Here is a 25,551-nt window from a genome sequence, read left to right as displayed (position 1 = left end):
GGGATTGGACTGTACCGGTCGCACGTCAGATTGCCCACCAAACGCAGGAGTCGGCGGGAACCCGGACGTTGTGGGCGTGCGCGGCGCGGTCGGTGAACTCCCCCGCGGGGGCGGGGAGTACGGGGCCGGCCGGCGCGCTGCCCAGCAGTACCGAGCCGGTCAGCTCAAGATCCACCTCGCCGTCCGTCGTGTTCAGGGTGACCACGACGTCACCGTCGTCCGACCGGCGGCGAAAGGCGAGCACCCCCTCCGGGAGGCCGTCCAGCCACTCCACCCCGTCGCCCGCGCCCAGGGCCGGGTGGTCGCTGCGGACCCTCAGCGCCCGGCGGTACAGCTCCAGGGTGGAGGACGGGTCGGCGCTCTGGGCCTCGACGCTCAGCGCCGCCCACTCGGCCGGCTGCGGAAGCCAGGAGCCCCCAGGGCCGAACCCGTACGACGCGCCGTCCGGCGTCCACGGCAGCGGCACCCGGCAGCCGTCGCGCAGCCCGTCCTGCCCGTCCCCGCGCAGGAACGCCGGGTCCTGGCGGAGCTCGTCCGGGAGGTCCAGGACCTCCGGAAGCCCCAGCTCCTCGCCCTGGTAGACGTAGGCCGAACCCGGCAGCGCCAGCATCAGCAGCGCCGCCGCACGCGCGCGTGCCGGGCTCCCGTACCGCGTGGAGTGCCGCACCACGTCGTGGTTGGAGAGCACCCAGGTCGTCGGCGCGCCCACCGAGGCCGTGGCGCGCAGCGACTCGTCGACGACCGACCGCAGCGCCGCCGCGTCCCACGGACAGTTCAGGAACTGGAAGTTGAAGGCCTGGTGCAGCTCGTCGGGGCGTACGTACAGGGCGAGCCGCTCAGGGGTCGGCGCCCAGGCCTCCGCGACCCCGATCCGGTCGGGGCCGTACGACTCCAGGAGCCGGCGCCAGCCGCGGTGGATCTCGTGCACCCCGTCCTGGTCGAAGAACGGCAGCCGCTGGGTGCCGATCAGCTTCGCCTGCTGCCCGTGCCCGATGTCGGGCAGGCCCTCCGCCTTGACCATGCCGTGGGCGACGTCGATCCGGAAGCCGTCCACGCCCAGGTCCAGCCAGAACCGGAGGACGGAGTCGAACTCGCCCCGTACCTCGGCGTTCTTCCAGTTCAGGTCGGGCTGCTCGGGCGCGAAGAGATGGAGGTACCAGGTCCCGTCCGCGACCCGGGTCCACGCCGGGCCGCCGAAGACCGACTCCCAGTCGTTGGGTGGCTCGGCGCCGCACGGCCCCCGCCCGGGCCGGAAGACGTACCGGTCCCGGCCCACGCCCGCGAGCGCCTGGGTGAACCAGGGGTGCCGGTCGGAGGTGTGGTTGGGGACGATGTCCACGATGACCCGCAGGCCGAGCCCGTGCGCGGCGCGCACCAGGGCGTCGGCGTCGGCCAGATCCCCGAAGACCGGGTCCACCGCGCGGTAGTCCGCCACGTCGTAGCCGCCGTCCGCCTGCGGGGAGGCGTAGAACGGCGTCAGCCAGACCGCGTCCGCGCCGAGCCCGGCGATGTGCGGCAGCCGCTCCCGTACGCCGCGCAGGTCCCCGACCCCGTCGCCGTCGCTGTCCGCGAAGGAGCGGACGTACACCTGGTAGATGACGGCGTCCCGCCACCAGCCGGGGCGGGCGGCGCTTGCGCAAGAGCTTGCGGAGTCCGACAACGACGGTGAGGTGAGCTCGTGGGCCATGTGCGGTGTCCCTCTCGCGTGTTCCGGGGGCAGGGCGTCGTACTGACAACGAGGTCGGAGCGGCCGTGAAACGGTCCTGCAAGAGATGATGCAAAGACTTGCAGGGTGGGTTGGCAGCCGCAAGAGGGCCTGTGGGGGGCCTGAGGTCCGCTGTCAAGCGACTCGTCGGCAACCTTCAGGACACGCCGATGTAACGATCGCCGTTCCTTGCAGAAAGTTCTCGCAACGTCTTTCGGCGCGTTTTCATCCCTGTTACGTTCCTGGCAACCCGGCGCGCCGCGAGGGAGCGGTCGCATGAGGCAGGTTCCAGCCCCTCGTCACCCCGGGATCAGTTGAAGGAGTTCACATGCGGCGTGGCATAGCGGCCACCGCGCTGGTCGCGGCCCTGGGCGTGACCCTGGCGGCCTGCGGTAGTGACGACGGTTCGGCGAACGGCGGCTCGAAGGGTTCCGGTGAGCTCTCCGGCACCGTGACCTGGTGGGACACCTCCACCGTCGGCTCCGAGGACAAGGTCTTCAAGAAGATCGCCGAGGACTTCACCAAGAAGCACCCGAAGGTCACCGTCAAGTACGTGAACGTGCCGTTCGGTGAGGCGCAGAACAAGTTCAAGAACGCCGCGCAGTCCGGCTCCGGCGCCCCCGACGTCATCCGCTCCGAGGTCGCCTGGACCCCGGACTTCGCCAGCCTCGGCTACCTCCAGCCGCTCGAAGGCACCCCGGCGCTGAAGGACGAGGGCGACTTCCTCAAGCAGGCCGCCGCGTCCACCAAGTACGACGGCAAGACCTACGCCGTGCCGCAGGTCATCGACTCCATGGGCATCTTCTACAACAAGAAGATCCTCAAGGACGCCGGCGTCGAGGTCCCCAAGACCATCGCCGAACTGAAGACGGCCTCCGCCACCATCAAGCAGAAGACCGGCAAGACCGGCATGTACCTGCGCGGTGACGACCCGTACTGGTTCCTCTCCTTCCTCTACGGCGAGGGCGGCGACCTGGTCAACGCCGAGACCAAGACCGTCACCGTCGACAACGCCAACGGCGTCAAGGCGCTGGCGACCGTGAAGGACCTGGTCGACTCCAAGGCCGCGATCACCGACGCGACCAACGGCTGGGACAACATGCAGGCCGCCTTCAAGGACGGCAAGGTCGCGATGATCATCAACGGCCCGTGGGCCGTCACCGACACCTTCGCGGGCAAGGAGTTCGCCGACAAGGCGAACCTGGGCATCGCCCCGGTCCCGGCGGGCTCGGCCGGCCAGGGCGCCCCGCAGGGCGGCCACAACCTCGCGATCTACGCGGGCTCCAAGAACCTGGACGCCTCGTACGCCTTCACCGAGTACATGACCTCGGTCGAGACCCAGACGCAGATCGCCAAGGAGCTCAGCCTGCTCCCCACCCGTGAGTCCGTCTACGTCAAGCCGGACGTCGCGAGCAACGAGATGATCGGCTTCTTCAAGCCGGTCGTCGACAAGGCCGTCGAGCGCCCCTGGATCCCCGAGGGCGGCAGCCTCTTCGAGCCGGTCAAGGTCGAGTACGCCAAGGTCCTCACCGGTCAGACCGACCCGGAGGCCGGCGCCAAGGCCATCGGCGAGTCCTACCGCAAGCTCCTGAAGGACTGGAAGTAGAAGGAAGGCAGGCCGACTGATGGCTGTGGACACCCCCAGCCAGTCGGTGGCGAAGGCCGCGGGCGACAGCGTCGCCCGCGGCCGGAGCCGCGGTACTGGCACGTCCCGGGGCTCGCTGCGGCGCTCCCTCTCCACCCACTGGTACGCCTGGGCGATGGTCGCCCCGGTGGTGCTGGTGATCGGCGTGATCATCGGATACCCGCTGATCCGCGGCGTCTACCTGTCGCTGACCGACGCCAACGAGCGGAACGTCGCGCGGTCCATCGGCGTCAACGAGATCCCGGCGACGTACGAGTTCGTGGGCCTGGACAACTACGTCGAGGCGCTCACCGGCGACCAGTTCCTCGCCACCCTCGGCTGGACGCTGGCGTGGACAGTCGCGTGTGTCTCCGTCACCTTCGGCCTCGGCCTGGTCCTCGCCAACATGCTCAACCGGAAGATCGCGGGCCGCGCGTTCTACCGGATGCTGCTGATCCTGCCGTGGGCCGTGCCCGGCTTCGTCTCGGTCTTCGCCTGGCGCTTCCTCTACGACGAGCGCCGCGGCCTGCTCAACCAGATCCTGGCCGGCGGCGGCCTCGACGCCCTGCCGTGGCTCAACGACCCCACCTGGGCCAAGTTCTCGGTCATCGCCGTCAACGTCTGGCTCGGCGTCCCCTTCATGATGGTCGCCCTCCTCGGCGGACTGCAGTCCATCCCCGGCGAGCTCTACGAGGCCGCCGAGATGGACGGCGCGAGCGCCTGGCAGCGCTTCCGGCACATCACCATGCCCGGCCTGCGCTCGGTCTCCACGACCGTGATCCTGCTCAGCACCATCTGGACGTTCAACATGTTCCCGGTGATCTTCCTGCTCACCCGGGGCGGACCCGGCGAGGCCACCCAGATCCTCGTCACCCAGGCGTACAAGTTCTCCTTCGAGATCAGCCCGCGCGACTTCGCCCAGTCGTCCACCTGGGGCGTCCTGATCCTCGTCCTCCTGATGGTCTTCGCCGCGGTCTACCGGCGCGTCCTCCGCAAGCAGGGAGAAGTCTGGTGACCACCGCCTCCAACGTACCGATGCGCGACCGCCGTTCGCCGCTCGCCTCGGTCGGGCTGCACGCCACCCTGATCGTGGCCTCCGTGATCGCCGTCTTCCCGGTCCTGTGGGTCTTCCTGACCTCGATCAAGCCGGCCAAGTACGCGAGCACGACGGACTTCGTCAAGGAGACGACGTTCGAGAACTACACGAACCTGCTGAACGACACCCCGTTCCTCACCTGGTTCGGCAACTCGCTGCTCGTCGCCGGACTCACCACGGTCCTCGGCGTCTTCATCGCCTCCACCACCGGCTACGCCATCAGCCGCTTCCGCTTCCCCGGCAAGCGCGGACTGATGTGGACGCTGCTGATCACCCAGATGTTCCCGGTCGCCGTCCTCATCGTGCCGATCTACAACATCATGGCGTCGATGGGCCTGCTCAACGAGCCCGCCGGCCTGGTCATCACGTACCTCACCATCGCCGTGCCGTTCTGCGCCTGGATGATGAAGGGCTTCTTCGACACCATCCCGCGCGAGATCGACGAGTCCGGCCAGGTCGACGGCCTCACCCCGTTCGGCACCTTCTGGCGGCTGATCCTGCCGCTCGCCAAGCCCGGCATCGCGGTGACGGCGTTCTACTCCTTCATCACCGCCTGGGGCGAGGTCGCCTACGCCTCCGCCTTCATGGTCGGCGACGAGAACCTCACCCTGGCCGGCGGACTGCAGAAGTTCGTCAACCAGTACGGCGCCCAGTGGGGGCCGATGTCCGCGGCCTCCGTCCTCATCGCCGTACCGGCCGCGCTGGTGTTCCTCTTCGTCCAGCGGCACCTGGTGACCGGCATGTCGGCCGGCGCCGTCAAGGGCTGAGCGGCCCGCTCTCGTACTCGTACGCAATCTCCTTACCGATCAAGGAAGACATGACCCAGCATCTCGCTGCCCCGGCCGCCGCACCGACCACCGGCACGCACACGGGCTGGTGGAGAGACGCGGTGATCTATCAGGTGTACCCACGCAGCTTCGCCGACGGAAACGGCGACGGCATGGGCGACCTGGAGGGCATCCGCGGCCGGCTGCCGTACCTGAAGGAGCTCGGCGTCGACGCCGTCTGGCTCAGCCCCTTCTACGCCTCCCCGCAGGCCGACGCCGGCTACGACGTCGCCGACTACCGGGCCATCGACCCGATGTTCGGCAACCTCCTCGACGCCGACGCGCTCATCCGCGAGGCGCACGAGCTCGGCTTGCGGATCATCGTCGACCTGGTGCCCAACCACTCCTCCGACCAGCACGAGTGGTTCCAGCGCGCGCTGCGCGAGGGCCCCGGCTCCCCGCTGCGCGAGCGCTACCACTTCCGGCAGGGGAAGGGTGCCGACGGCGAACTCCCGCCCAACGACTGGGAGTCCATTTTCGGCGGCCCCGCGTGGACGCGGACCGCGGACGGCGACTGGTACCTGCACCTCTTCGCCCCGGAGCAGCCCGACTTCAACTGGGAACACCCCGCCGTACGCGACGAGTTCCGCTCCATCCTGCGCTTCTGGCTCGACATGGGCGTCGACGGCTTCCGCGTCGACGTCGCCCACGGCCTGGTGAAGGCCGAGGGGCTGCCCGACATCGGCGCCCACGACCAGCTGAAGCTGCTCGGCAACGACGTCATGCCGTTCTTCGACCAGGACGGCGTCCACGAGATATACCGCTCCTGGCGCCAGGTGCTCTCCGAGTACGACGGGGAGCGCGTCCTCGTCGCCGAGGCGTGGACCCCGACCGTCGAGCGCACCGCGCACTACGTCCGCCCCGACGAGATGCACCAGGCCTTCAACTTCCAGTACCTGGGCACCCATTGGGACGCCGCCGAGCTGCGCCGGGTCATCGACGCCTCGCTCGCCGCGATGCGCCCGGTCGGCGCGCCCACCACCTGGGTGCTCTCCAACCACGACGTCACCCGGCACGCCACCCGCTTCGCCAACCCGGCGGGCCTCGGCACCCAGCTGCGCGAGCCCGGCGACCGTGAGCTGGGCCTGCGCCGGGCCCGCGCGGCGACGCTGCTGATGCTGGCGCTGCCCGGATCGGCCTACGTCTACCAGGGCGAGGAGCTCGGCCTGCCGGACGTCACCGACCTGCCCGACGAGGTCCGCCAGGACCCGTCGTTCTTCCGGGCCACCGGCCAGGACGGCTTCCGCGACGGCTGCCGGGTGCCCATCCCGTGGACCGTCGAGGGCTCCTCGTACGGCTTCGGCGACGGCGGCAGCTGGCTGCCGCAGCCCGCGACCTGGGGCGGGCTCAGCGTCGAGGCGCAGGCCGGGGACCCCGGCTCCACCCTGGAGCTGTACCGCAGCGCGCTCGCGGTCCGCCGCGAGCGACCCGAACTCGGTGCGGGCGAGGGCGTCGAGTGGCTGGAGGCGCCCGAGGGTGTGCTCTCCTTCCGCCGCGACGGCTTCGGCTGCACCGCCAACACCACCGGCCGGGCCATCTCCGTCCCGCTGCCCGGCCGGTTCCTCCTCTCCAACGAGCCGGTCTCGCCCGAGGACGACATCGTGGAGCTGCCCGCCGACACCACCGTCTGGTGGGCGGTGTGACGATCCCCCTGCCGCGGGGCGCCGGGAACGGCGCCCCGCGGCTCGCGGACATCGCGGCCCAGTCCGGGGTCAGCGAGGCCACCGTCAGCCGCGTCCTCAACGGCAAGGCGGGCGTGGCCGGCGGGACCCGGCACCGCGTCCTGGCCGCGCTCGACGTGCTCGGCTACGAGCGTCCCGTACGGCTGAAACGGCGCAGCGCGGGCCTGGTCGGCCTGGTCGTGCCCGAGCTGACCAACCCGATCTTCCCGGCCTTCGCCCAGGTCATCGAACAGGTCCTGGCCGGGCACGGCTACACCCCGGTGCTCTGCACCCAGATGCCCGGCGGGGCCACCGAGGACGAGCTGGTCGAGCAGCTGGAGGAGCGCGGCGTCACCGGCATCATCTTCCTCTCCGGGCTGCACGCGGACGCCAGCGCCGATCCGGAACGGTACGTCCGACTGGCCGCGCGGGGCGTCCCGTTCGTCCTCATCAACGGCTACAACGAGCGCGTGGACGCCAACTTCGTCTCGCCCGACGACCGGGCGGCGGCGCGGATGGCCGTACGGCACCTGGTCGAGCTGGGCCACGAACGGATCGGCCTGGCGACGGGCCCGACGCGCTACGTCCCCTCGCGCCGCAAGGCGGAGGGGTTCACGGCCGAGCTGCACCAGCAATTGGGGATGGAGCGGGCGGAGGCCGAACGGTACATCAGGCCCACGCTGTTCGGCGTCGAGGGCGGGCACGCGGCGGCCGACATCCTGCTTGACCAGGGCTGCACGGCGATCGTGTGCGGCTCCGACCTGATGGCGCTCGGCGCGATCCGGGCCGTGCGCGCCCGGGGCCTCGACGTGCCCGGTGACGTGTCGGTCGTGGGCTTCGACGACTCGCCGCTGATCGCCTTCACCGACCCGCCGTTGACGACCGTGCGCCAGCCCGTGCAGGCGATGGCGACGGCGGCGGTGGGCGCGCTCCTGGAGGAGGTGGAGGGGAACCCCGTGCAGCGCACGGAGTTCGTCTTCCAGCCTGAGCTGGTGGTGCGTGGGTCGACGGCGCAGCCGCCGGCGGGGCCTTCGCTGTAACTCCTTGCGTAATCCCTTCCATTGAGGGTTCCAAAGGGTTGACCCGGCCTCGGGGCGCTCGTACGGTCACGGCTGAAAACAGTTGCTGTCAATTTCGGCAACTTCTTGCGACAGGGACGTCGTCAGGAGGAATCATGGCCAGAAAGACCGTGGCCGCTGCACTCGCCTTGGTGGCGGGAGCCGCTGTGGCCGTCACGGCGCCGACCGCCCCGGCACGGGCGGCGGCACCCGGGCCCAAGGACGTCACCGCGGTGATGTTCGAGTGGAAGTTCGCGTCGGTGGCCAAGGCCTGTACGGACCAGCTCGGTCCGGCCGGCTACGGCTACGTACAGGTCTCGCCGCCCCAGGAGCGTATCCAGGGCCCGACCTGGTGGACCGCGTACCAGCCCGTCAGCTACAAGATCGCCGGCCCGCTCGGCGACCGCACCGCCTTCAAGTCGATGGTCGACACCTGTCACGCGGCGGGTGTGAAGGTCGTCGCGGACACCGTCATCAACCACATGGCGAACGCGTCGGGCACGGGGACGGGCGGGACCTCGTTCTCCAAGTACGACTACCCGGGCCTGTACTCGGGCGCCGACATGGACGACTGCCGGGCCACCATCTCCAACTACCAGGACCGGGCCAACGTCCAGAACTGCGAGCTGGTCGGCCTGCCGGACCTCGACACCGGCGAGGACTGGGTACGCGGCCGGATCGCCGCGTACATGAACGACCTGCTGTCGCTGGGCGTGGACGGCTTCCGCGTGGACGCGGCCAAGCACATGCCGGCGGCGGACCTCGCGAACATCAAGTCGCGGCTGAGCAACCCGGGCGTCTACTGGAAGCAGGAGGCGATATTCGGGGCGGGCGAGGCGGTCTCGCCGAGCGAGTACCTGGGGAACGGGGATGTGCAGGAGTTCCGCTACGCGCGGGACCTGAAGCGCGTCTTCGGCTCGGAGAAGCTGTCGTACCTGAGCAACTTCGGTGAGTCGTGGGGCTACATGGCGTCGGGCTCGTCCGGCGTCTTCGTGGACAACCACGACACCGAGCGGGGCGGCGACACCCTGAACTACAAGTGGGGCGCGACGTACACGCTGGCGTCGGTCTTCATGCTGGCGTGGCCGTACGGCTCGCCGGACGTGCACTCGGGCTACGAGTGGTCGGACAAGGACGCGGGCGCGCCGGGTGGTGGTCAGGTGAACGCCTGCTACACCGACGGCTGGAAGTGTCAGCACGCGTGGCGGGAGATCGCCTCGATGGTGGGCTTCCGGAACGCGGCGCGGGGCACGGCGGTCGGCAACTGGTGGGACAACGGCAACAACGCGATCGCGTTCGGGCGGGGCGACAAGGCGTACGTCGTCCTGAACCACGAGGGCGGTTCGCTGACGCGGACGTTCCAGACGGGGCTGGCGGCGGGGACGTACTGCGACGTGCAGTCCGGCACGCCGGTGACGGTGAACGGGTCGGGCCAGTTCACGGCGACGCTGGGCGCGAACACGGCGCTGGCGCTGCACGTGAACGCGCGTTCCTGCGGGTCGTCGTCGGTGACGGGAGCGTCGTTCGGGGTCACGGCGACGACGACGGTGGGCCAGGACGTCTACGTGACGGGCAACCGCGCGGAGCTGGGTAACTGGTCGCCGTCGTCGGCGCTGAAGCTGACGCCGACGTCGTACCCGACGTGGACGGTCACGGTCCCCCTGCCGGGGGGCACGACGTTCGAGTACAAGTACCTCCGCAAGGACGCGTCGGGCAACGTGACGTGGGAATCGGGCGCGAACCGCGTGGCGACGGTGCCGTCGTCGGGGCAGGTCACGTTGGCGGACACGTTCCGCACGTGACGCGCGGGGGCGGGGCTTAAGGGGCCTGTGCCCGGGGTTGCGCCCCGCAGCGGGCGCGGCGCGAAGCTGCCGCCCCCTGTGCCCGGGGCCCGGGCTCAACGGCCCCGTGCGGGGCCGGCGCGGCGCGAAGTTGCCGCCCCTGTGCCCGGGGCCCGGGCTGAACGGTCTTGTCTCGGGCGCCGCCCCCGTGGGTTGTGCCCACCCGTTCCGCCCCGGCGGAACGATTGCCCACAACGGGGGTGCCGGGAGCTGCCGCCCTTCTAGCCGGGGCCCGGGCCGAACGGCCTTGTTCCGGGCGCCGCCCCCGTGGGTTGTGCCCACCCTCCCCCAAGCTCTCGGCTTCGCTAGAGCAGGGGGGACCCCATCGCCCAGCGGAACGTATGCCCACAACGGGGGTCGCGGTCCCGCGGCGCCCCGCCCGCGACCTCGCGGCGCGAAGCTGCCGCGCCCCCCGGCAGGGTCTGCCCCCCGGCAGGGTCTGCCCCCCGGCAGGGTCTGCCCCCCGGCAGGGTCTGCCCCCCGGCAGGGTCTGCCCGCCCCCGCCCCCACCCCCCGGGGGCACGGGGGCGCAGCCCCCGTTGAACGAACCACCTTCGCCCCCACCAGCCCCCGGCAGGGTTTCGGGAAGGGGTGGGGTGGGGTGTCCGAACTCTTTAAGGAGAAACGCCCTTGTTCCGCACCGGACGACCGCGCGCCCTCGGCGTCGCCCTCGCCGCGACCCTCGCGGTCGGTCTCAGCCCCGCCCTCCCCACAACCTCCGCCGCAGCCCCGCCACCCCCACCCTCAGACAGGACCCTCGCCACCCAACCCGCCCGCCAGGACCTCACCCGCGAGCAGTTCTACTTCGCCCTCCCCGACCGCTTCGCCAACGGCGACCCCGCCAACGACCGCGGCCGCCTCACCGGCACCCGCCTCGACACCGGGTTCGACCCCACCGACAAGGGCTTCTACCAGGGCGGCGACCTCAAGGGCCTCACCAAGAAGCTCGACTACATCAAGGGCCTCGGCACCACCGCCATATGGCTCGCGCCGATCTTCAAGAACCAGCCCGTCCAGGGCACCGGCAAGGACGCCAGCGCCGGTTACCACGGCTACTGGATCACCGACTTCACCCAGGTCGACCCCCACTTCGGCACCAACGCCGATCTGGAGAAGCTCATCGACCAGGCCCACGCCAAGGGCATGAAGGTCTTCTTCGACGTCATCACCAACCACACCGCCGACGTCGTCGACTACCAGGAGAAGACCTACGACTACCTCTCCAAGGGCGCCTTCCCGTACCTGACCAAGGACGGCGTCCCGTTCGACGACCGCGACCGGAACGGGACGGCGTTCCCGCGCGTCGACACCGACTCCTTCCCCCGCACCCCCGTCGTCCCCGCCGCCAAGCGGAATCTCAAGGTCCCCGCCTGGCTCAACGACCCCACGATGTACCACAACCGCGGGGACTCGACCTTCGCCGGCGAGTCCTCCCAGTACGGCGACTTCGTCGGCCTGGACGACCTGTGGACCGAGCGCCCCGAGGTCGTCGAGGGCATGGAGAAGATCTACCAGCGCTGGGTCCGCGACTTCGACATCGACGGCTTCCGCATCGACACCGTCAAGCACGTCGACACCGCGTTCTGGACCCAGTGGGCCACCGCCCTCGACGAGTACGCCGCCCGCCGCGGCCGCGACGACTTCTTCATGTTCGGCGAGGTCTACTCCGCCGACCCGGCGATCACCGCCCCGTACGTCACCGAGGGCCGCCTCGACGCCACCCTCGACTTCCCCTTCCAGGACGCAGCCCGCGCCTTCGCCTCCCAGGGCGGCTCGGCCGAGAAGCTCGCCAACCTCTTCGGGCAGGACTACCGCTACACCACCGACAAGGCCAACGCCTACGAGTCGGTGCCCTTCCTCGGCAACCACGACATGGGCCGCTTCGGCACCTTCCTCAAGCAGGACAACCCGAAGGCCGACGACGCCGAACTCCTCGCCCGCTACCGGCTCGCCAACGAGCTGATGTTCTTCACCCGGGGCAACCCCGTCGTCTACTACGGCGACGAACAGGGCTACACAGGCGCCGGCGGGGACAAGGACGCCCGCCAGACCCTCTTCGCGTCGAAGACCGCCGACTACCTGGACGACGACCAGCTCGGCACCGACCGCACCCACGCCACCGACGCGTACGACACCACCCACCCCCTCTACCGCCAGATCGCCGCCCTCTCCGCGCTGACCAAGAAGCACCCCGCGCTGCGCGACGGCGTCCAGGAACAGCGGTACGCCGAGGGCTCCGTCTACGCCTTCTCCCGTACGGACGCCAAGCAGCGCGTCGAGTACCTCGTCGCCGCCAACAGCGCCGCCACCCCGAAGACCGTCACCGTGCCCGTCGACGCAGCCGACTTCCGTGTCCTGTACGGGGGCCAGGGCGCAGTCCACGCGGAGAACGGCAAGGTCACCGTCACCGTCCCGGCCCTCTCCTCCCTCGTCCTCAAGGCCGAGAAGCCGCTCGGCGCGCCCGCCGCCACGCCCACGATCACCCTCAAGGCCCCCGCCGCCGGCGCCACCGGCACCGTCGAGATCGGGGCCGACGTCGACGGCGGGCAGCTCAACCGCGTCGTCTTCGCCGCCCAGACCGGCAACGGAAAGTGGCAGGTCCTCGGCTCCGCCGACCACGCCCCCTACAAGGTCACCCAGAAGGTCACCGCTCCTGCCGGAACCGCCCTGCGCTACAAGGCCGTCGTGGTCGACAGCGCCGGCCGTACCGCGAGCGCGACCGCCGCGACCACCAGCGGCGCCCCGGCCGTCGAGCAGCCGCCGACCGCCACCCAGCGCGACTACGCGATCGTCCACTACAAGCGCCCCGCCGGGGACTACGCCGACTGGGGCCTGTACACCTGGGGCGACATCGCCGACGGCGAAGGCACCAGCTGGCCCGCGGGCAAGCCGTTCACCGGCCGTGACGCGTACGGCGCGTTCGCCTACGTCAAGCTCAAGCCCGGCGCCTCCTCGGTCGGCTTCATCGCCGTGAACAAGGACGGCGTCAAGGACACCGACGCCGACCGGACCGTCGACCTCTCCAAGACCGGCGAGGTCTGGATCGAGCAGGGCAATCCGACGGTTCTGAACGCCGCGCCCGAGGGTGCGTACCCGCCCCAGGACACGACGAAGGCCGTTCTGCACTACAAGCGGGCCGACGGGAACTACGACGGCTGGGGCCTGCACACCTGGACCGGCGCCGCGAACCCCACCGACTGGAGCCGCCCGCTGGAGCCGGTCCGCACCGACGCCTACGGAGCGGTCTACGAGGTCCCGCTCGCGGCCGGCGCCACCTCCCTCAGCTACATCCTGCACAAGGGCGACGAGAAGGACCTGCCCACCGACCAGTCCCTCGACCTCAAGGCGAACGGAAACGAGGTCTGGCTGCTCGGCGGCCAGGAGAAGTACCTGCTCCCGCAGCCCAAGGGCAGCGGCGCCGCGCTCGACCTCACCAAGGCCCAGGCCGTCTGGATCGACGCCACCACCCTCGCCTGGAACGGCAGCGACACCGCCGCCTCCAGCGTGCTCCTGGCCTCCCGGGACGGTTCGATCGCCGTCAAGGACGGGGCGCTGAGCGGAAACCGCCAGGCGCTGCGACTGACCCCGACGCAGCTGACCGACGCCCAGAAGGCGAAGTACCCGCACCTCAAGACGTACGGTGCCTTCACCGTCGACCCGCGCGACCGCGACCGTATCCGCGAAGCCCTGAAGGGCCAGCTCGTCGCCGCCCAGTACGCGGCCAACGGCGCCGTCCTCACCGCCACGTCCGTCCAGATCGCCGGGGTCCTCGACGCCTTGTACGCGCCGAAGGCGACCGGCGCCGACCTCGGTCCGGTCTTCCGTAACGGCCGGCCCACCCTTTCCCTCTGGGCCCCCACCGCCCAGTCCGTCGCCCTCGAACTCGACGGCCGGACCGTGCCCATGCGCCGCGACGACGCCTCCGGCGTCTGGTCGGTCGCCGGCACGCGCGCGTGGACCGGTAAGCCGTACCGGTACGCCGTCAAGGTCTGGGCGCCGAGCGTCCAGCAGCTCGTCACCAACAAGGTCACCGACCCCTACGCCACCGCCCTGACCACCGACTCCACCCACAGCCTCGTCGTCGACCTCGCCGACCCGGCCCTCGCCCCCAAGGGCTGGACCGGTCTGAAGAAGCCCGCGGCCGTACCGCTCCGCGACGCCCAGATCCAGGAGCTCCACATCCGCGACTTCTCGATCGCGGACCGGACCGTCCCGGCGAACCGACGAGGCACCTACCTCGCCTTCACCGACACCGGCAGCAAGGGCTCACAGCACCTGAAGGCGCTCGCCGCCTCCGGCACCTCCTACGTCCACCTGCTCCCCGCCTTCGACATCGGCACCATCCCCGAGAAGAAGTCCGACCGGACCGAGCCCGCCTGCGACCTCAAGGTCTACGCCCCCGACTCCGAGGAGCAGCAGGCCTGCGTGGCCGCCGCCGCGGCCAAGGACGCCTACAACTGGGGCTACGACCCGCTGCACTACACCGTCCCCGAGGGCTCCTACGCCACCGACCCCGAAGGCACCCGCCGTACGGTCGAGTTCCGGCAGATGGTCCAGTCCCTCAACGGCGCCGGACTGCGCACGGTCATGGACGTGGTCTACAACCACACCGTGGCGAGCGGCCAGGCCGACAAGTCCGTCCTCGACCGGATCGTGCCCGGCTACTACCAGCGCCTCCAGGCCGACGGCTCCGTCGCCACCTCCACCTGCTGCGCCAACACCGCGCCCGAGAACGCCATGATGGGCAAGCTCGTCGTGGACTCGGTCGTCACCTGGGCCAAGCAGTACAAGGTGGACGGCTTCCGCTTCGACCTCATGGGCCACCACCCGAAGGAGAACATCCTCGCCGTCCGCAAGGCCCTGGACGCGCTGACCGTCGCGAAGGACGGCGTGGACGGCAAGGCGATCGTCCTCTACGGCGAGGGCTGGAACTTCGGCGAGATCGCCGACGACTCCCGCTTCGTCCAGGCCACCCAGAAGAACATGGCCGGCACGGGGATCGCGACCTTCTCCGACCGGGCCCGTGACGCCGTGCGCGGCGGCGGCCCGTTCGACGAGGACCCGGGCGTCCAGGGCTTCGCCTCGGGCCTCTTCACCGACCCCAACTCCTCGCCCGCCAACGGCACTCCGGAGCAGCAGAAGGCCCGCCTCCTGCACTACCAGGACCTGATCAAGGTCGGACTGAGCGGCAACCTCGCCGACTACACCTTCACCGACACCTCCGGCCGTACGGTCAAGGGCAGCCAGGTCGACTACAACGGCGCGCCCGCGGGCTACGCGGCGGCCCCCGGCGACGCCCTCGCCTACGCCGACGCGCACGACAACGAGACCCTGTACGACGCGCTCGCGTTCAAGCTCCCGGCGACCACCTCGGCCGCCGACCGGGCCAGGGCGCAGGTCCTCGCCATGGCGACGGCGACGCTCTCGCAGGGCCCCGCGCTCTCCCAGGCGGGCTCGGACCTGCTGCGTTCCAAGTCGCTCGACCGCAACTCGTACGACAGTGGCGACTGGTTCAACGCGATCAACTGGGACTGCCGGGACGGGAACGGCTTCGGCCGCGGGCTGCCCCCGGCGGCGGACAACAAGCCCAAGTGGTCCTTCGGGAAGCCGCTGCTCACCGCACCGGGCCTGACCGTCGGCTGCGCGCAGATCGACGGCGCCTCCGCCGCCTACCGGGACCTCCAGAAGATCCGTACGACGGAGCCCGCCTTCTCCCTCGCCACCGCCGGGCAGGTCCAGGACGCCCTGTCCTTCCCGCTCTCCGGCACCGGCGAGACCCCGGGCGTGATCACCATGCGCCTCGGTGACCTGGTCGTGGTCTTCAACGCCGGCCCGGAGAAGCAGACTCAGCGGATCACGAACCTGGCCGGAACGGCCTACACCCTCCACCCGGTCCAGGCGACGGGCGCGGACGCCACGGTGAAGTCGGCGTCCTACGAGGCGACTTCGGGCACCTTCACGGTCCCGGCCCGCACGGTGGCCGTCTTCAAGGCCGGGTGAGCGCCTTCTCCAACAGTGTGACCCCGTAACGCGTGCCGTCGGCGGCGAGCTTCCCCGGCTCCTCGCCGACGACCCCGTAACCCGCGGCTTCGTAGTACGTACGGAGCCGCGGGTTGCCCGTCACACAGTCCAACCGCGCCACCGCCCGCCCGCCGGCCGCGATCCGCCCCTCCGCGTGGGCGAGGAGCGCGCGGCCGGCCCCGGCGGGGGCGGCCTCCCGGTCGGTCATCAGCCGGTGGACGTACCCCGCGACCGGGGGCTGCGGGCCCCACGCCTGCTCGTCGTCCCACCACAGCTCGTACGCCCCGACGGCCCGGCCACCACGCTCCATCAGCTCCATCAGCCAGACCTCGCCGGCCGCCATCCGCGCCCGGAAGTGCTCCGCGCTCTTGCCGCCCGGCTTCCACTGGTCGATCCCGTGGTGGACCATCCACCGTGCGGCCCGGTCGAACAACCCCACCAGAAGGTCGAGATCGTGGTCGTCCGCCTGCCGGAAGGTCACTTGTGCGCTCATGGTGATCACCGTAAAGGTGTGGCCATACATCCGTACGACCGGGAGCGACCCCATGCCGCAGATCACCGTGGACTACTCCGCACCGCTCGACCGCCGCGGCTTCGCGCTCGCCCTGCACCCGCTCGTCGTGGAGACCGTGGACACCCGGATCGACAGCTGCAAGACCCGCTTCCGTGAGGTCGAGGAGTTCGTCGTCGGGGACGGCACGACCGACGACCTCGTCGTCCACGTCGAGATCGCGCTGCTGCCCGGCCGCACGGACGAGACGAAGGCGCGGCTCGCGGAGGGCGTCCTCGCGCTGCTGCCGGCGTACCTCAAGGAGCGGGAGGGCGTCCGCCTCTCCGCCGAGGTCCGCGACCTCGAACCCGCCTACCGCAAGGCCTGACGAGCGAGCCCGAGGGGACCTACCGCGCGGCCTGACCGCCCTGCGGCGGCACCCTCGGCACCAGGGCCGCGAGGCGGCCGACCAGCTCGCCGAACGGGCCGTCGGCCGGCTCGTCGGCGAGGATGCGGATCAGGATGTCCGCCATCTCCTCGTCGTACGCCGCGCTCACCGCCGCGAGCGCCGCGAAGTCGTGCACGAGCTGCATCTCCAGCTCCGCGCGCGGCACCCGGCGCCCGTCCAGCCAGATCAGCGCCGTCGACTCGGCCAGCGACACCCAGGAGCGGACGACCAGTTCGAGCCGGGCGGAGGGCGTCTCGACCTTCAGGTGCGCCAGGATCTGCTCGTAGGCCGCCTGCCGCACCTCGTCGATCATCGCGTTCGTCGTGGAGGACCCGACGGCCGGACCGCCCCGCATCAGCGCCGCGAAACCCGGGCCGTGGTCGTCGACGAAGTCGAAGAACCGGCCCATCACCCGCAGCAGCCGCGCGCCCAACGGGCCCTGCGGCGGCTCCAGGAAGCGGGCGGCCAGCTCGTCGGCCGCCCGCCGCAGCGCCGCCTCGTACAGGCTCTGCTTGCCCGGGAAGTAGTGGTAGACCAGCGGCCGCGAGATCCCCGCGGCCGCGGCGATCTCGTCGATGGACACCTCGTCGGGAGAGCGGTGGCCGAACAGCTCCAGGGCCACCCCGATCAGCTGCTGCTTGCGCTCCTCGACGCCCATCCTGCGGCGTACCCCGGTCGTCATGCGAACAGCCTAACGGGCGTCCGTTACGCTCCCACGACATGAGCACCTCCGGATTGAGCCCGAAGCAGGCCCGCCAGCTACGGATAGCGGCCGCGTCCGTGCTGCTCGTCGCCATGGCGGCGGTCCTGGCGATCCGGCTCGCCAGCCGTACGTCCGTCCTGGTCGTCGGCGTGTACGGCCTGGCGATGATCCTCTGCGGCGTCGTGATCGAGCTCTCCCGCAACGGGCGCACCCGACTGGGCACCTGGCTCCTGGCGGGCGGCCTCGCCGCCGCGCTCGCCTTCGACTGGCTGATCCTTCCCTGAGGTACAGGACGTCCCTAGAGGTCGAGAACCAGCCGTTCTCCGGCGCACCGTGAGACACAGATGAGCATGGACCCGGACCGCTCCGCGTCCGTGAGCAGCTCGTCCCGGTGGTCGATCTCGCCCTCCAGGACCCGCTGTTGGCAGGTTCCGCAGAAGCCCTGCCGGCAGGAGTACGCGATCCCGGGCACCTCCGCCCGTACGGCGGCCAGGACCGACTGGTCGGCCGCCACCGTCAACGTACGTCCGGAGCGCCGCAGTTCGACCTCGAACGGGCCGCCGCCGGCCGTGGCGGCGGGGGAGAAGCGCTCCAGGTGCGGCGTCCGGCCCTCGGGCAGCGCGGCGGTCACCGCGTCCATCAGCCCCTCCGGGCCGCAGCAGTAGACCACGGTCTCCTCGGGGAGCCCGGCGAGGAAGCCGAGGTCGGGGCGGCCCGACTCGTCCTCCGCGACCACCGTGACGCGGGAGGCCCCCAGCTTCTCGATCTCGTCGACGTACGGCAGGGTGGCGCGGCTGCGCCCGCAGTACAGCAGCCGCCAGTCCGCGCCCGCCGCCTCCGCCGCGCGCAGCATCGGCAGGACGGGCGTGATGCCGATGCCGCCGGCGACGAAGACGTACGCGGAGGCGTCCACGAGCGGGAACCGGTTGCGCGGCCCGCGGATCTCGATCTCCGTGCCTACATGGAGCTGTTCGTGCACCTCGCGCGAGCCGCCCCGGCCGCCCTGGCCGTCATCGATGAGGCGGGTGGCCACGGTGTACGCGTCGGCTTCGGCCGGGTCGCCGCAGAGCGAGTACTGGCGTACGAGCCCCGACGGCAGCACCAGGTCGACATGGGCACCGGGCTGCCAGGCGGGCAGGCCGGTGCCTTCGAGGCGGAGCCGTACCACGCCCTCGGCGGGCTCGGTGCGCTCGGTGACCAGGACCTTCCGGGTCACGGTCGCGAGCCGGCCGCGGCCCGAGACCGGCTCTTCGAGGGCGGGCATCGGCCAGAGCGGGGCGGCGTTGATCCGGCGGCGCATGGCCCGCTTGGCGAGGACCGCGGCCCCGGCGATCAGGACGACGGTGAGCGGACGGGGCATGGTCAGCGGCCTCCGTTGGCGCCGGGGGAGTTGGCCAGGTACGCGACGGCCTGGGCCGTGTTCCCCTCCTGGGAGGGGTGGTAGTCCCGGCTGAGGTAGCGCGGGATGGACCGCAGCAGGTCGGGCGTGGACGGCAGCACGCCCTCCCGGCCCTTGCGGACCAACTGGCCGACCGAGGCCTTGCCGTCGATGAGGGTGGGGTCGTTCTCCATGAAGAAGCGGGTGCCGCGCTGCCAGAGGAAGACCATCGCGGTGAAGGCGGTGGCCCAGGTGCGGGCGCGGCGTCGGTAGCCCCCGTCGAGGTGCATGAACAGTTCGAAGGCGACGGAGCGGTGCTCGACCTCCTCCGCGCCGTGCCAGCGCAGCAGGTCCAGCATCGTCGGGTCCGCGCCCCGCCGGTCCAACTCGTCCGCGTTCAGGACCCAGTTGCCGAGGAAGGCGGTGTAGTGCTCGATCGCGGCGATGAGCGCGACCCGCTCCATCAGCCACCAGCGGCGCGGCCTGCCGGGCGGCAGCGTCCGGTCGCCGAGCAGCTTCTCGAAGAACCAGTCGACCTGGGCGGTGTACGGAGTGGGGTCCAGGCCCAGCTTCTTGAGGTGCGGGAGCACGTCGTCGTGGGCCTGGGAGTGGACGGCCTCCTGGCCGATGAAACCGATGACGTCGGTACGCAGCCGGTCGTCGGTGATGAACGGGAGCACCTGCTTGTAGACGTGCACGAACCAGCGCTCGCCGGCCGGGAGCAGCAGGTGCAGCACGTTGATGGTGTGCGTGGTGAACGGGTCGCCGGGAACCCAGTGGAGCGGGGTCTCCTCCCAGTCGAAGGAGACCTTCCGGGCCTTGAGTTCGATGTGCTCCGACGCCACCGGTGCAGGATGCGGCTGCGTATTAGACATGCCGTCAATGTACTGAGGGGTAAGCAGTTGGCAACAGGGTCGTGCACGAGATTTCCCGAGCCCCCAGGTCGGGGAATCCCTTAGCGCAGCGCCCCCACCCGCGTCCCGTTCTTCAGCGTGCCGTCGAGGTCGGCGCGGGCGCCGGCCTTCGCTCGTACCGCCAGCAGCCGGCTCTCCGCCTCGCCCTTCACCCCGCCCGTGGTCCGCAGCGACACGAACTCCCCGCTGCCCGCCGCCAGGACGTACCACCGACCGCTCTTCGCCTGCCACAGCACACCGGCGAGGACCCGCGGCTCGTGCACCCCGCACGCCGGGGACTCCTCGGCCCGGGCCACGACCGCAGCGGCCACCCCGGGCGCCGGGACCTGGAACTGGGCGAGGACCCGGCTGCCCGTGCCCCGCCAGGTCTCCGCCCGCGTGCACACCCAGGCCGCCCGGCCGCCGTCCTCCGGCAGCCGCTGCTCGGCGAACGCCCAGGCGTTCACCGACCGGACCCCGTGCGAGCGGACCGCCGTCAGCCCGCAGGCCGCCCGCGCCCACTGGTCCCGTGCCGCCTTCGCCGTCACGTCCTTCGGCGCCGACGGCGGCCCCGAGGTCAGCCGGGCCGGTGCCAGCTCGCCGAGATCGGTCAGCAGCCGGACCCCGGTCGCGTCCCGCACCTGGAGCGTGTTCCACGCCGTGCACCCGCGCGCCTGCGCCGGGCTGAGCAGCGGCTCGGTCACCCCGTGCGTGTCGCGTTCGAGCCGCCAGGGCTCCTTGGCGGGCGCCAGCAGGTCCCGTACGGCCGTGTCCCGCACCCAAGGCGCCGTCAGATAGCGGACGTTGGCCGTCGTACGGGAGAGGACCAGCGCCGCCGAGCCGACCGCGTCCGCCCCGTCCGTCCGCCCGAAGTCGAGCGCCGCACCGGCGGTCCCCGCCAACGGCTCCGCGTACCGCACCGCCCGCAGCCCGTCGTGGAAGAGCACCACCCGTGACCCGTCGACCTCGCCCGCGTACAGCAGCTGCGGCGGGCCCATCGGCGGGCCCACCGGCGTCCCCGGCGTCGCCGAGGAGCGCACGGAGGCGCCGGGCCTGGCCCACACCGCCAGAGCTCGCCGCAGCAGCGCCCGGTCGTCCACCAGGCCGCCCCTGGCCGGCCACACCGAGAAGTCCGTCCGCGTCGAGCCCTGCCAGAACCCGGCCGGGACGCGTCTCAGCTTCCCCGGGTCGAGCGCCGCCTCGGCCGCCGGATTGCGCGCGTACGACGGCGCGGCGGCGCCGCCGCGCCCCCAGCCGTCACCGGGCAGCCCGAGCAGCGCCCCGCACACGAGGGCGGCCGCCGCGGCGGCGAGGGCCGCCCGGCCGTGCTGACGGCGGCGCATCAGATCCGGCGGGCGGGCCTGCAGCGAGCACGGATCGAACTCGGGCGATTCGAGGAGGGCGGCCGTACCGATCCCGAGCGTCGCGGTGACCTCGTCGGCGTCGGTGAGCGCCGCCTCCGCGTCCGCGCGGGGCACCCCCGCCGCCCCGAGTACCCGCAGCACCTCCGGGTCACCCTGACGCTCCAGGCCCCGCAGCACGTACGCGGCGCGGGCCGGCCCTGAGAGGGCGGAGAGCTGCTGGTCCAGGGCCAGTTCGTCGGCGCCGCCCGCGCGCGGGAACAGCCGCAGCCCCCAGACCTGCGGCAGCAGCGGCGGGAGCTGCGCCCGCCGGGGGAGCGCCCGGCGCCGCAGCGGCAGCCCCGCGACCAGCGCCTGCCGCAGCACCTCGCCCCGTACGTACGCGTACCCGGGGTCGACGGCGTCCTCGGCCCGGCGCGCTCCGGGGACACCCGTACTGGACGTCCGGCGGCGCGGCAGTGCGCCCTGGACGAGCGCGTGCGACGTAAGGACCCGCCGGTTGCGACCTAGCGAGGGCGGCAGCACGAGGTACGCGATCCGGACCAGCCGCTGGTAGTGCTCGACGAGCGCCGCCTCGGCCTGTTCGACATCGACCGGGCCGAGGGGGGAGGGGGCGAGTTCCTGGGTGCTCACATTCAGCAGAACGAGCGAATGGTGCGATGGTCACCACGGAGGGGTTGACCCGTACGGACGACCCGTAGGGATCAGGCCTCGTGCACTGTCAGCCGCTCGCGGATCACGTCCGTCACCGCGTCGGGGACGCCGAGCCCGTCCCGTACGTACGCCTCCATCGAGCCGTGCCGCACCGCCACCTCGTCCAGCGCCGCCGTCAGATAGTCCGGTACGACCCCGATCAGGGCCAGCGCCAGCTCCGGGTCGCCGCCCTGCGCCGTGAACCCCTCGATCATCGGCGCGAACGCCTGCCGTACCGCCGGATTGACCGACAGGTACTCCTCCATGACCGTCTTCTCGTCCGCGCCGAGCAGCGAGAGCACGATCGTCGCGGCCCAGCCGGTGCGGTCCTTGCCCGCCGTGCAGTGGAAGAGCAGTGGACCGCCGCGCGGATCGCCCAGCTCGGTGAGGAAGGCCCGGTACGCGAGGCGGGCGGAGTCGGTCGACACGAAGGCCCGGTAGGTGCGGGCGAAGGTCTCCTGGGCCCGGCCCCCGCCGAGCGCCTGCTGGGCAAGGGCCGGATTGGTGAGGAGGGACTTCAGCTGGGCTGCGGGCGGCAGCCCGCTGGTGGCCAGATGGTCGGCGAGCACGTCCGCGATGAGCAGCCGCCCGCCCTCCGGCACGTGGTCGGGCCGGTCCGCGCGCTCGTGCGCGGTACGGAAGTCGACGACCGTACGGATGCCGAGCGCGGCCACGGCGGGCTCGGCGGGATCGAGCCGGTCGAGCTGGGCGGACCGGAAGATCCGGCCCGAGCGGACACTGCGGCCGTGGCCGAGGGGAAGGGCGCCCAGGTCACGGAGGTTGGCGACGGTGGTGGCGGGAATGGGGGGCAAGTCGTCGACTCCTCCGTAGCGGTACCTGCGGTACTAAAGGTGTATTACCCGACCAAACCGTAACCGATGGGATTCCGCTCACCCCGGCTCGACCGACCGGGCAGGATGGGCGGATGCTGAGGCTGAGGCGTACGCGACGAACGGCAGCGGTGGCCGCGATCCTGCTCGCCCTCGCGGCGTGCGAGTCGGCGCCGGCGGACCGGCCCGAGGAGGCCGCCGGCACCCTGGAGGAGATCGCGGAGCGGGCCGGCTGCGCCCCGGACGTCCAGACGGACGCGACGGAGCTGCGCCAGACGCCCTGCGCGACGGACGACGGGACGTACGTCCTGACCACCTTCGCGACCGACCGGGGGCTGCGCGAGTGGCTCAACCAGTCCAAGGACTACGGCGGTTCGTACCTGGTGGGCCGCAGGTGGGCGGTGTCGGGCGAGGCCGGGACGGTCGAGCGGGTACGCGAACGGCTCGGTGGTCGCATCGAGACCACCGAGCCGCACGGCGCGCAGCCTTCCGGTTCGGCCGGACACCACTAGGGGTTGTGGCGACCAGGGGTTGTCGCGTCGGGGCTACGAGCACCGCCGTCCGCTGTTGACGCAGTCCACCACCCTCCGCATCAGCCGCTGGTCGAAGACGTTGATGAAGTCGCCGTGGTCGGTGACCGGCTTGTGCAGCTGCTCGGGGAAGGAGTCGACGGCGAAACCGGGGCCGGGCGGCACGTCGTAGACGATCCGCTGGACCAGCTGCGGGATGGCGCGGAAGCCCTGCCCGCACCGCCCGCTCGTCGGGTCGGCGAAGGCGACGTGGGTGCGGTGGTTGGCGCTGTCGGTGTTCCGCCCGTCCCAGCAGCTCTGGAAGCGGAACGTCCGGACGACCTTGCTGCCCTCCGGGCAGATCGGGTACTTGTCCTTGAGCTGGCGGTTCTCGAAGCCGGTGCAGGACCACGAGGCGTTCGCGTTCGCGTCGCCGTTGGTGAAGGCCTTGGCGTCGCCGGTGATGATCCGCAGGAAGCGGGGCATCGCGGTGACCCTGGAGACCGGGCTGCCGACGAAGTTCAGGGTGACCTGGGCGGGTGTCTGGATCTTGCCCACGTTCTGGTCCTTGCCGCCGCCGTCCGCGCCGGCGTCGTCCTCCGCCTGCCCGTTCTGGAGCCGGAGCACGGGCCAGTAGTACGTGGACCGGTCGCCCTGGTTGCGACAGGTGGTCCGGCCGCGGGCCAGGTCGTCGTCATCGGCGAAGGCGTCGTTGGCCTGGTTGCCGACGTAGTCGTGCATGTGGTGGGCGCCGTTGCTGACACCCGGGGCGACGATGACGTTGTCCGAGTTGAACTTCCCGTTCTGGTTCCGCCCGCAGTCGGTGACGAAGGACCCGCGCGAGCCGCCCCGGCGCTGCCGGGGGAGGTTCACGTTCGGCGGTACGGAACGGATGTCGACGAAGTCGGCGGCCTCGGGCCCGTTCCCGGCCTGCCCCTGATCGGGTTCGCCCTGATCGGGTTCTCCCTGATCGGGTTCTCCCTGACCGGGATCCCCCTGGCCGGGTTCTCCCTGACCGGGTTCCCCGCGGCCGCCCCCGCTCGGCTCGTCGTCGGCGCGGAGGGTGCAGGGCGCGAGACCGCCGAGCGGCGAGCCGACGGCCTGCCCGATCCGTTGAAGCACGGGGAGCCGCTCGTCCCTGAGCGGGGCGAGGATCTGGTCCTCGGCGAACGCGGGGTCCCGTTCCACCCGCTCCTTTTCGTCGGCGAACCGCTGGTAGGCGGCGGTGATCTGGCTGTCCAGCGTGGCGAGTTCGCGGTCCACGGAGTCCCGGGCGGACTCCCGGACGTCGGTCAGCTCCTCGGCGGCGTCGGGACAGTCGATGGTCGAGACCGCGTTCACCCGGTCGGGCGGCGGCGGCCGATCACCCCAGCCTTCGCCTGCGGAGGCGTAGACATTGAAGGCGACCAGCCCGCCCGCACCCAGAATCAGGGCGACGGAGGCGGCCACCGCTCGTTTCGCGCGTGTCGAACGTTTTCGTGTGCGTCGCATGCGCCTCCATACGCACGCCAGGCCTCATGCGTTCAGCCGGACGGAGACGTGCACGCGTTCGCCGAACTGACCAGGGAGGCGGTCTTACGTCCCCGGGGACGGGATGTCACCATGGCCGAATCATGACGGATGCCCGGTCGCCGATACGCGCCCTGCGTGCCGCATTTTTCGCGGCGGTGTGCGTGGTATTGGCCGCGGTGGGGCATTCCTCCATGTCTGCGCACGAGATCCCGGCGGGGTCGCTGTACGCGGCGTTCGCCGTCACGGGCGGCCTGGCCTGGCTGGCGGGTGGCCGTCGGCGGGGCGCGGGAGCGATCGCGGGCGGCCTTGCGGCCGTACAGACGACGTTGCACGTGATCTTCTCGGCGGGGCGGTCGCACGGCGGTGGCGCGGGTGGTCACGCGGCGATGGACCACGGGGCGATGGGCGAGGCGGCGATGGACCATGCGGCCATGACGCACGCCGCCATGGATCCGGCGATGGCTCCGGCCGCGACGGTCGATCCGGCGGCGATGGATCCCGCGACGGTCGATCCGACGGCGCTGGATTCGGCCATGGAGATGCTGACGACGGCCGCCGGCTCGTCGTCCTCCCTCGGCATGCTCGCCGCCCACCTCCTCGCCGCCCTCGTCTGCGGCCTCTGGCTGGCCAGGGGAGAGGCCGCGCTCTTCGCGCTCGCCCGGACCGTCGGGACGTTCGTCTTCACCCCGCTCCGCCTGCTGCTCGCCGTCGTCCGCGTACCCGAGCCGCCGCAGGCCGTACGCCCCCGCCCGCACAGCCGGCGCCGCCTCCACGGCGTCGTCCTCGCGCACACCCTCTCCCGGCGTGGCCCGCCCCGGCTGTCCGTACCCCGCGCCACCGCCCTCGGAGCACACGTCTGACCGACCGACCCGGGGGCTGAAACCCAACCCCCAGGACCTAG

19 protein-coding genes are annotated in these 25,551 nt (G+C 71.5%); 11 read left to right on the top strand and 8 right to left on the bottom strand.

What is annotated here, in order from left to right; genetic code table 11:
* Window positions 1-25 precede the first annotated feature (25 nt).
* Window positions 26-1,687, bottom strand: a complete 1,662-nt coding sequence (locus Q5762_RS06890; RefSeq protein ID WP_315891065.1) for a glycoside hydrolase family 13 protein — start codon at window positions 1,685-1,687, stop codon at window positions 26-28.
* A 346-nt stretch (window positions 1,688-2,033) separates the two neighbouring features.
* Here Q5762_RS06890 and Q5762_RS06885 point away from each other — a divergent pair, with 346 nt between their 5' ends.
* From Q5762_RS06885 to pulA, 7 genes are all read left to right on the top strand, one after another.
* Window positions 2,034-3,311: an extracellular solute-binding protein gene (locus Q5762_RS06885; RefSeq protein ID WP_315891064.1), complete on the top strand. Its 1,278-nt coding sequence runs from the start codon at window positions 2,034-2,036 to the stop codon at window positions 3,309-3,311.
* 19 nt (window positions 3,312-3,330) lie between these two features.
* Window positions 3,331-4,344, top strand: a complete 1,014-nt coding sequence (locus Q5762_RS06880) for a sugar ABC transporter permease (RefSeq protein ID WP_315891063.1) — start codon at window positions 3,331-3,333, stop codon at window positions 4,342-4,344.
* A 20-nt stretch (window positions 4,345-4,364) separates the two neighbouring features.
* Window positions 4,365-5,192, top strand: coding sequence for a carbohydrate ABC transporter permease (locus tag Q5762_RS06875; RefSeq protein ID WP_315891107.1), 828 nt, complete (start codon window positions 4,365-4,367; stop codon window positions 5,190-5,192).
* A 50-nt stretch (window positions 5,193-5,242) separates the two neighbouring features.
* Complete coding sequence (locus Q5762_RS06870; RefSeq protein ID WP_315891062.1) at window positions 5,243-6,895, top strand: glycoside hydrolase family 13 protein; 1,653 nt, start codon at window positions 5,243-5,245, stop codon at window positions 6,893-6,895.
* On the top strand, window positions 6,883-7,953 hold the full coding sequence (locus Q5762_RS06865; protein WP_315891061.1) for a LacI family DNA-binding transcriptional regulator: 1,071 nt from the start codon (window positions 6,883-6,885) through the stop codon (window positions 7,951-7,953). The genes Q5762_RS06870 and Q5762_RS06865 overlap by 13 nt, the downstream gene beginning before the upstream one ends.
* A 134-nt stretch (window positions 7,954-8,087) precedes the next feature.
* Window positions 8,088-9,773: a carbohydrate-binding module family 20 domain-containing protein gene (locus Q5762_RS06860; protein ID WP_315891060.1), complete on the top strand. Its 1,686-nt coding sequence runs from the start codon at window positions 8,088-8,090 to the stop codon at window positions 9,771-9,773.
* 669 nt (window positions 9,774-10,442) lie between these two features.
* Window positions 10,443-15,812 (top strand): pullulanase-type alpha-1,6-glucosidase, encoded by a 5,370-nt coding sequence (pulA, locus tag Q5762_RS06855; RefSeq protein WP_315891059.1) that lies wholly within the window; start codon window positions 10,443-10,445, stop codon window positions 15,810-15,812.
* Here the strand turns inward: pulA and Q5762_RS06850 are convergent.
* The gene (locus Q5762_RS06850; RefSeq protein ID WP_315891058.1) at window positions 15,799-16,326 is read right to left on the bottom strand and encodes a GNAT family N-acetyltransferase; all 528 of its coding nucleotides are present in this window, start codon (window positions 16,324-16,326) and stop codon (window positions 15,799-15,801) included. The two genes, pulA and Q5762_RS06850, sit on opposite strands and share 14 nt — an antisense overlap.
* A gap of 52 nt (window positions 16,327-16,378) precedes the next feature.
* On the opposite strand from Q5762_RS06850, the gene Q5762_RS06845 reads away from it, so the two are divergent.
* Entirely contained in the window at window positions 16,379-16,711 is a 333-nt protein-coding gene (locus tag Q5762_RS06845) for an isomerase (RefSeq protein WP_315891106.1), read from the top strand.
* A 19-nt stretch (window positions 16,712-16,730) separates the two neighbouring features.
* Here Q5762_RS06845 and Q5762_RS06840 read toward each other — a convergent pair whose 3' ends face one another.
* Window positions 16,731-17,453: a TetR/AcrR family transcriptional regulator gene (locus Q5762_RS06840; protein ID WP_315891057.1), complete on the bottom strand. Its 723-nt coding sequence runs from the start codon at window positions 17,451-17,453 to the stop codon at window positions 16,731-16,733.
* A 38-nt stretch (window positions 17,454-17,491) separates the two neighbouring features.
* Between Q5762_RS06840 and Q5762_RS06835 the strand changes: the two genes are divergently transcribed.
* Window positions 17,492-17,758 carry a hypothetical protein gene (locus tag Q5762_RS06835; protein WP_315891056.1) on the top strand — a complete coding sequence of 89 codons (267 nt, stop codon included), beginning with the start codon at window positions 17,492-17,494 and terminating at the stop codon, window positions 17,756-17,758.
* Window positions 17,759-17,772: 14 nt separating this feature from the next.
* On the opposite strand, the gene Q5762_RS06830 is transcribed toward Q5762_RS06835, so the two are convergent.
* The 4 genes from Q5762_RS06830 to Q5762_RS06815 all read right to left on the bottom strand — a co-directional run bounded on the left by Q5762_RS06830 (window position 17,773) and on the right by Q5762_RS06815 (window position 22,611).
* The gene (locus Q5762_RS06830) at window positions 17,773-18,834 is read right to left on the bottom strand and encodes a PDR/VanB family oxidoreductase (RefSeq protein WP_399494594.1); all 1,062 of its coding nucleotides are present in this window, start codon (window positions 18,832-18,834) and stop codon (window positions 17,773-17,775) included.
* 2 nt (window positions 18,835-18,836) lie between these two features.
* The gene (locus Q5762_RS06825; protein ID WP_315891055.1) at window positions 18,837-19,727 is read right to left on the bottom strand and encodes a metal-dependent hydrolase; all 891 of its coding nucleotides are present in this window, start codon (window positions 19,725-19,727) and stop codon (window positions 18,837-18,839) included.
* A gap of 80 nt (window positions 19,728-19,807) precedes the next feature.
* On the bottom strand, window positions 19,808-21,739 hold the full coding sequence (locus tag Q5762_RS06820) for a hypothetical protein (protein ID WP_315891054.1): 1,932 nt from the start codon (window positions 21,737-21,739) through the stop codon (window positions 19,808-19,810).
* A 71-nt stretch (window positions 21,740-21,810) separates the two neighbouring features.
* The gene (locus tag Q5762_RS06815; protein WP_315891053.1) at window positions 21,811-22,611 is read right to left on the bottom strand and encodes a tyrosine-protein phosphatase; all 801 of its coding nucleotides are present in this window, start codon (window positions 22,609-22,611) and stop codon (window positions 21,811-21,813) included.
* 113 nt (window positions 22,612-22,724) lie between these two features.
* Here Q5762_RS06815 and Q5762_RS06810 point away from each other — a divergent pair, with 113 nt between their 5' ends.
* Window positions 22,725-23,141 carry a hypothetical protein gene (locus Q5762_RS06810; protein WP_315891052.1) on the top strand — a complete coding sequence of 139 codons (417 nt, stop codon included), beginning with the start codon at window positions 22,725-22,727 and terminating at the stop codon, window positions 23,139-23,141.
* 33 nt (window positions 23,142-23,174) lie between these two features.
* Here the strand turns inward: Q5762_RS06810 and Q5762_RS06805 are convergent, their stop codons facing one another.
* On the bottom strand, window positions 23,175-24,629 hold the full coding sequence (locus tag Q5762_RS06805) for a DUF1996 domain-containing protein (RefSeq protein WP_315891051.1): 1,455 nt from the start codon (window positions 24,627-24,629) through the stop codon (window positions 23,175-23,177).
* A gap of 212 nt (window positions 24,630-24,841) precedes the next feature.
* On the opposite strand from Q5762_RS06805, the gene Q5762_RS06800 reads away from it, so the two are divergent.
* Complete coding sequence (locus Q5762_RS06800) at window positions 24,842-25,510, top strand: hypothetical protein (protein WP_315891050.1); 669 nt, start codon at window positions 24,842-24,844, stop codon at window positions 25,508-25,510.
* The last annotated feature ends 41 nt before the right edge of the window (window positions 25,511-25,551 follow it).

Origin of the sequence: Streptomyces sp. P9(2023) (assembly GCF_032436795.1) — a bacterium.
Lineage (GTDB): Bacteria > Actinomycetota > Actinomycetes > Streptomycetales > Streptomycetaceae > Streptomyces.
The sequence above is the reverse complement of the archived record's forward strand: the minus strand, read 5'-3'. Positions and strand labels throughout refer to the sequence as shown.

What these genes read in the sequence shown, in the direction of transcription:
- Q5762_RS06845 (WP_315891106.1), top strand. Translation starts at nt 16,379, where the DNA reads ATGCCGCAGATCACCGTGGACTACTCCGCACCGCTCGACCGCCGCGGC.
- Q5762_RS06885 (WP_315891064.1), top strand. Translation starts at nt 2,034, where the DNA reads ATGCGGCGTGGCATAGCGGCCACCGCGCTGGTCGCGGCCCTGGGCGTG.
- Q5762_RS06810 (WP_315891052.1), top strand. Translation starts at nt 22,725, where the DNA reads ATGCTGAGGCTGAGGCGTACGCGACGAACGGCAGCGGTGGCCGCGATC.
- Q5762_RS06875 (WP_315891107.1), top strand. Translation starts at nt 4,365, where the DNA reads ATGCGCGACCGCCGTTCGCCGCTCGCCTCGGTCGGGCTGCACGCCACC.
- Q5762_RS06850 (WP_315891058.1), bottom strand. Translation starts at nt 16,326, where the DNA reads ATGAGCGCACAAGTGACCTTCCGGCAGGCGGACGACCACGATCTCGAC.
- Q5762_RS06835 (WP_315891056.1), top strand. Translation starts at nt 17,492, where the DNA reads ATGAGCACCTCCGGATTGAGCCCGAAGCAGGCCCGCCAGCTACGGATA.
- Q5762_RS06800 (WP_315891050.1), top strand. Translation starts at nt 24,842, where the DNA reads ATGTCTGCGCACGAGATCCCGGCGGGGTCGCTGTACGCGGCGTTCGCC.
- Q5762_RS06825 (WP_315891055.1), bottom strand. Translation starts at nt 19,727, where the DNA reads ATGTCTAATACGCAGCCGCATCCTGCACCGGTGGCGTCGGAGCACATC.
- Q5762_RS06840 (WP_315891057.1), bottom strand. Translation starts at nt 17,453, where the DNA reads ATGACGACCGGGGTACGCCGCAGGATGGGCGTCGAGGAGCGCAAGCAG.
- Q5762_RS06890 (WP_315891065.1), bottom strand. Translation starts at nt 1,687, where the DNA reads ATGGCCCACGAGCTCACCTCACCGTCGTTGTCGGACTCCGCAAGCTCT.
- Q5762_RS06870 (WP_315891062.1), top strand. Translation starts at nt 5,243, where the DNA reads ATGACCCAGCATCTCGCTGCCCCGGCCGCCGCACCGACCACCGGCACG.
- Q5762_RS06880 (WP_315891063.1), top strand. Translation starts at nt 3,331, where the DNA reads ATGGCTGTGGACACCCCCAGCCAGTCGGTGGCGAAGGCCGCGGGCGAC.
- Q5762_RS06860 (WP_315891060.1), top strand. Translation starts at nt 8,088, where the DNA reads ATGGCCAGAAAGACCGTGGCCGCTGCACTCGCCTTGGTGGCGGGAGCC.
- Q5762_RS06830 (WP_399494594.1), bottom strand. Translation starts at nt 18,834, where the DNA reads ATGCCCCGTCCGCTCACCGTCGTCCTGATCGCCGGGGCCGCGGTCCTC.
- Q5762_RS06805 (WP_315891051.1), bottom strand. Translation starts at nt 24,629, where the DNA reads ATGCGACGCACACGAAAACGTTCGACACGCGCGAAACGAGCGGTGGCC.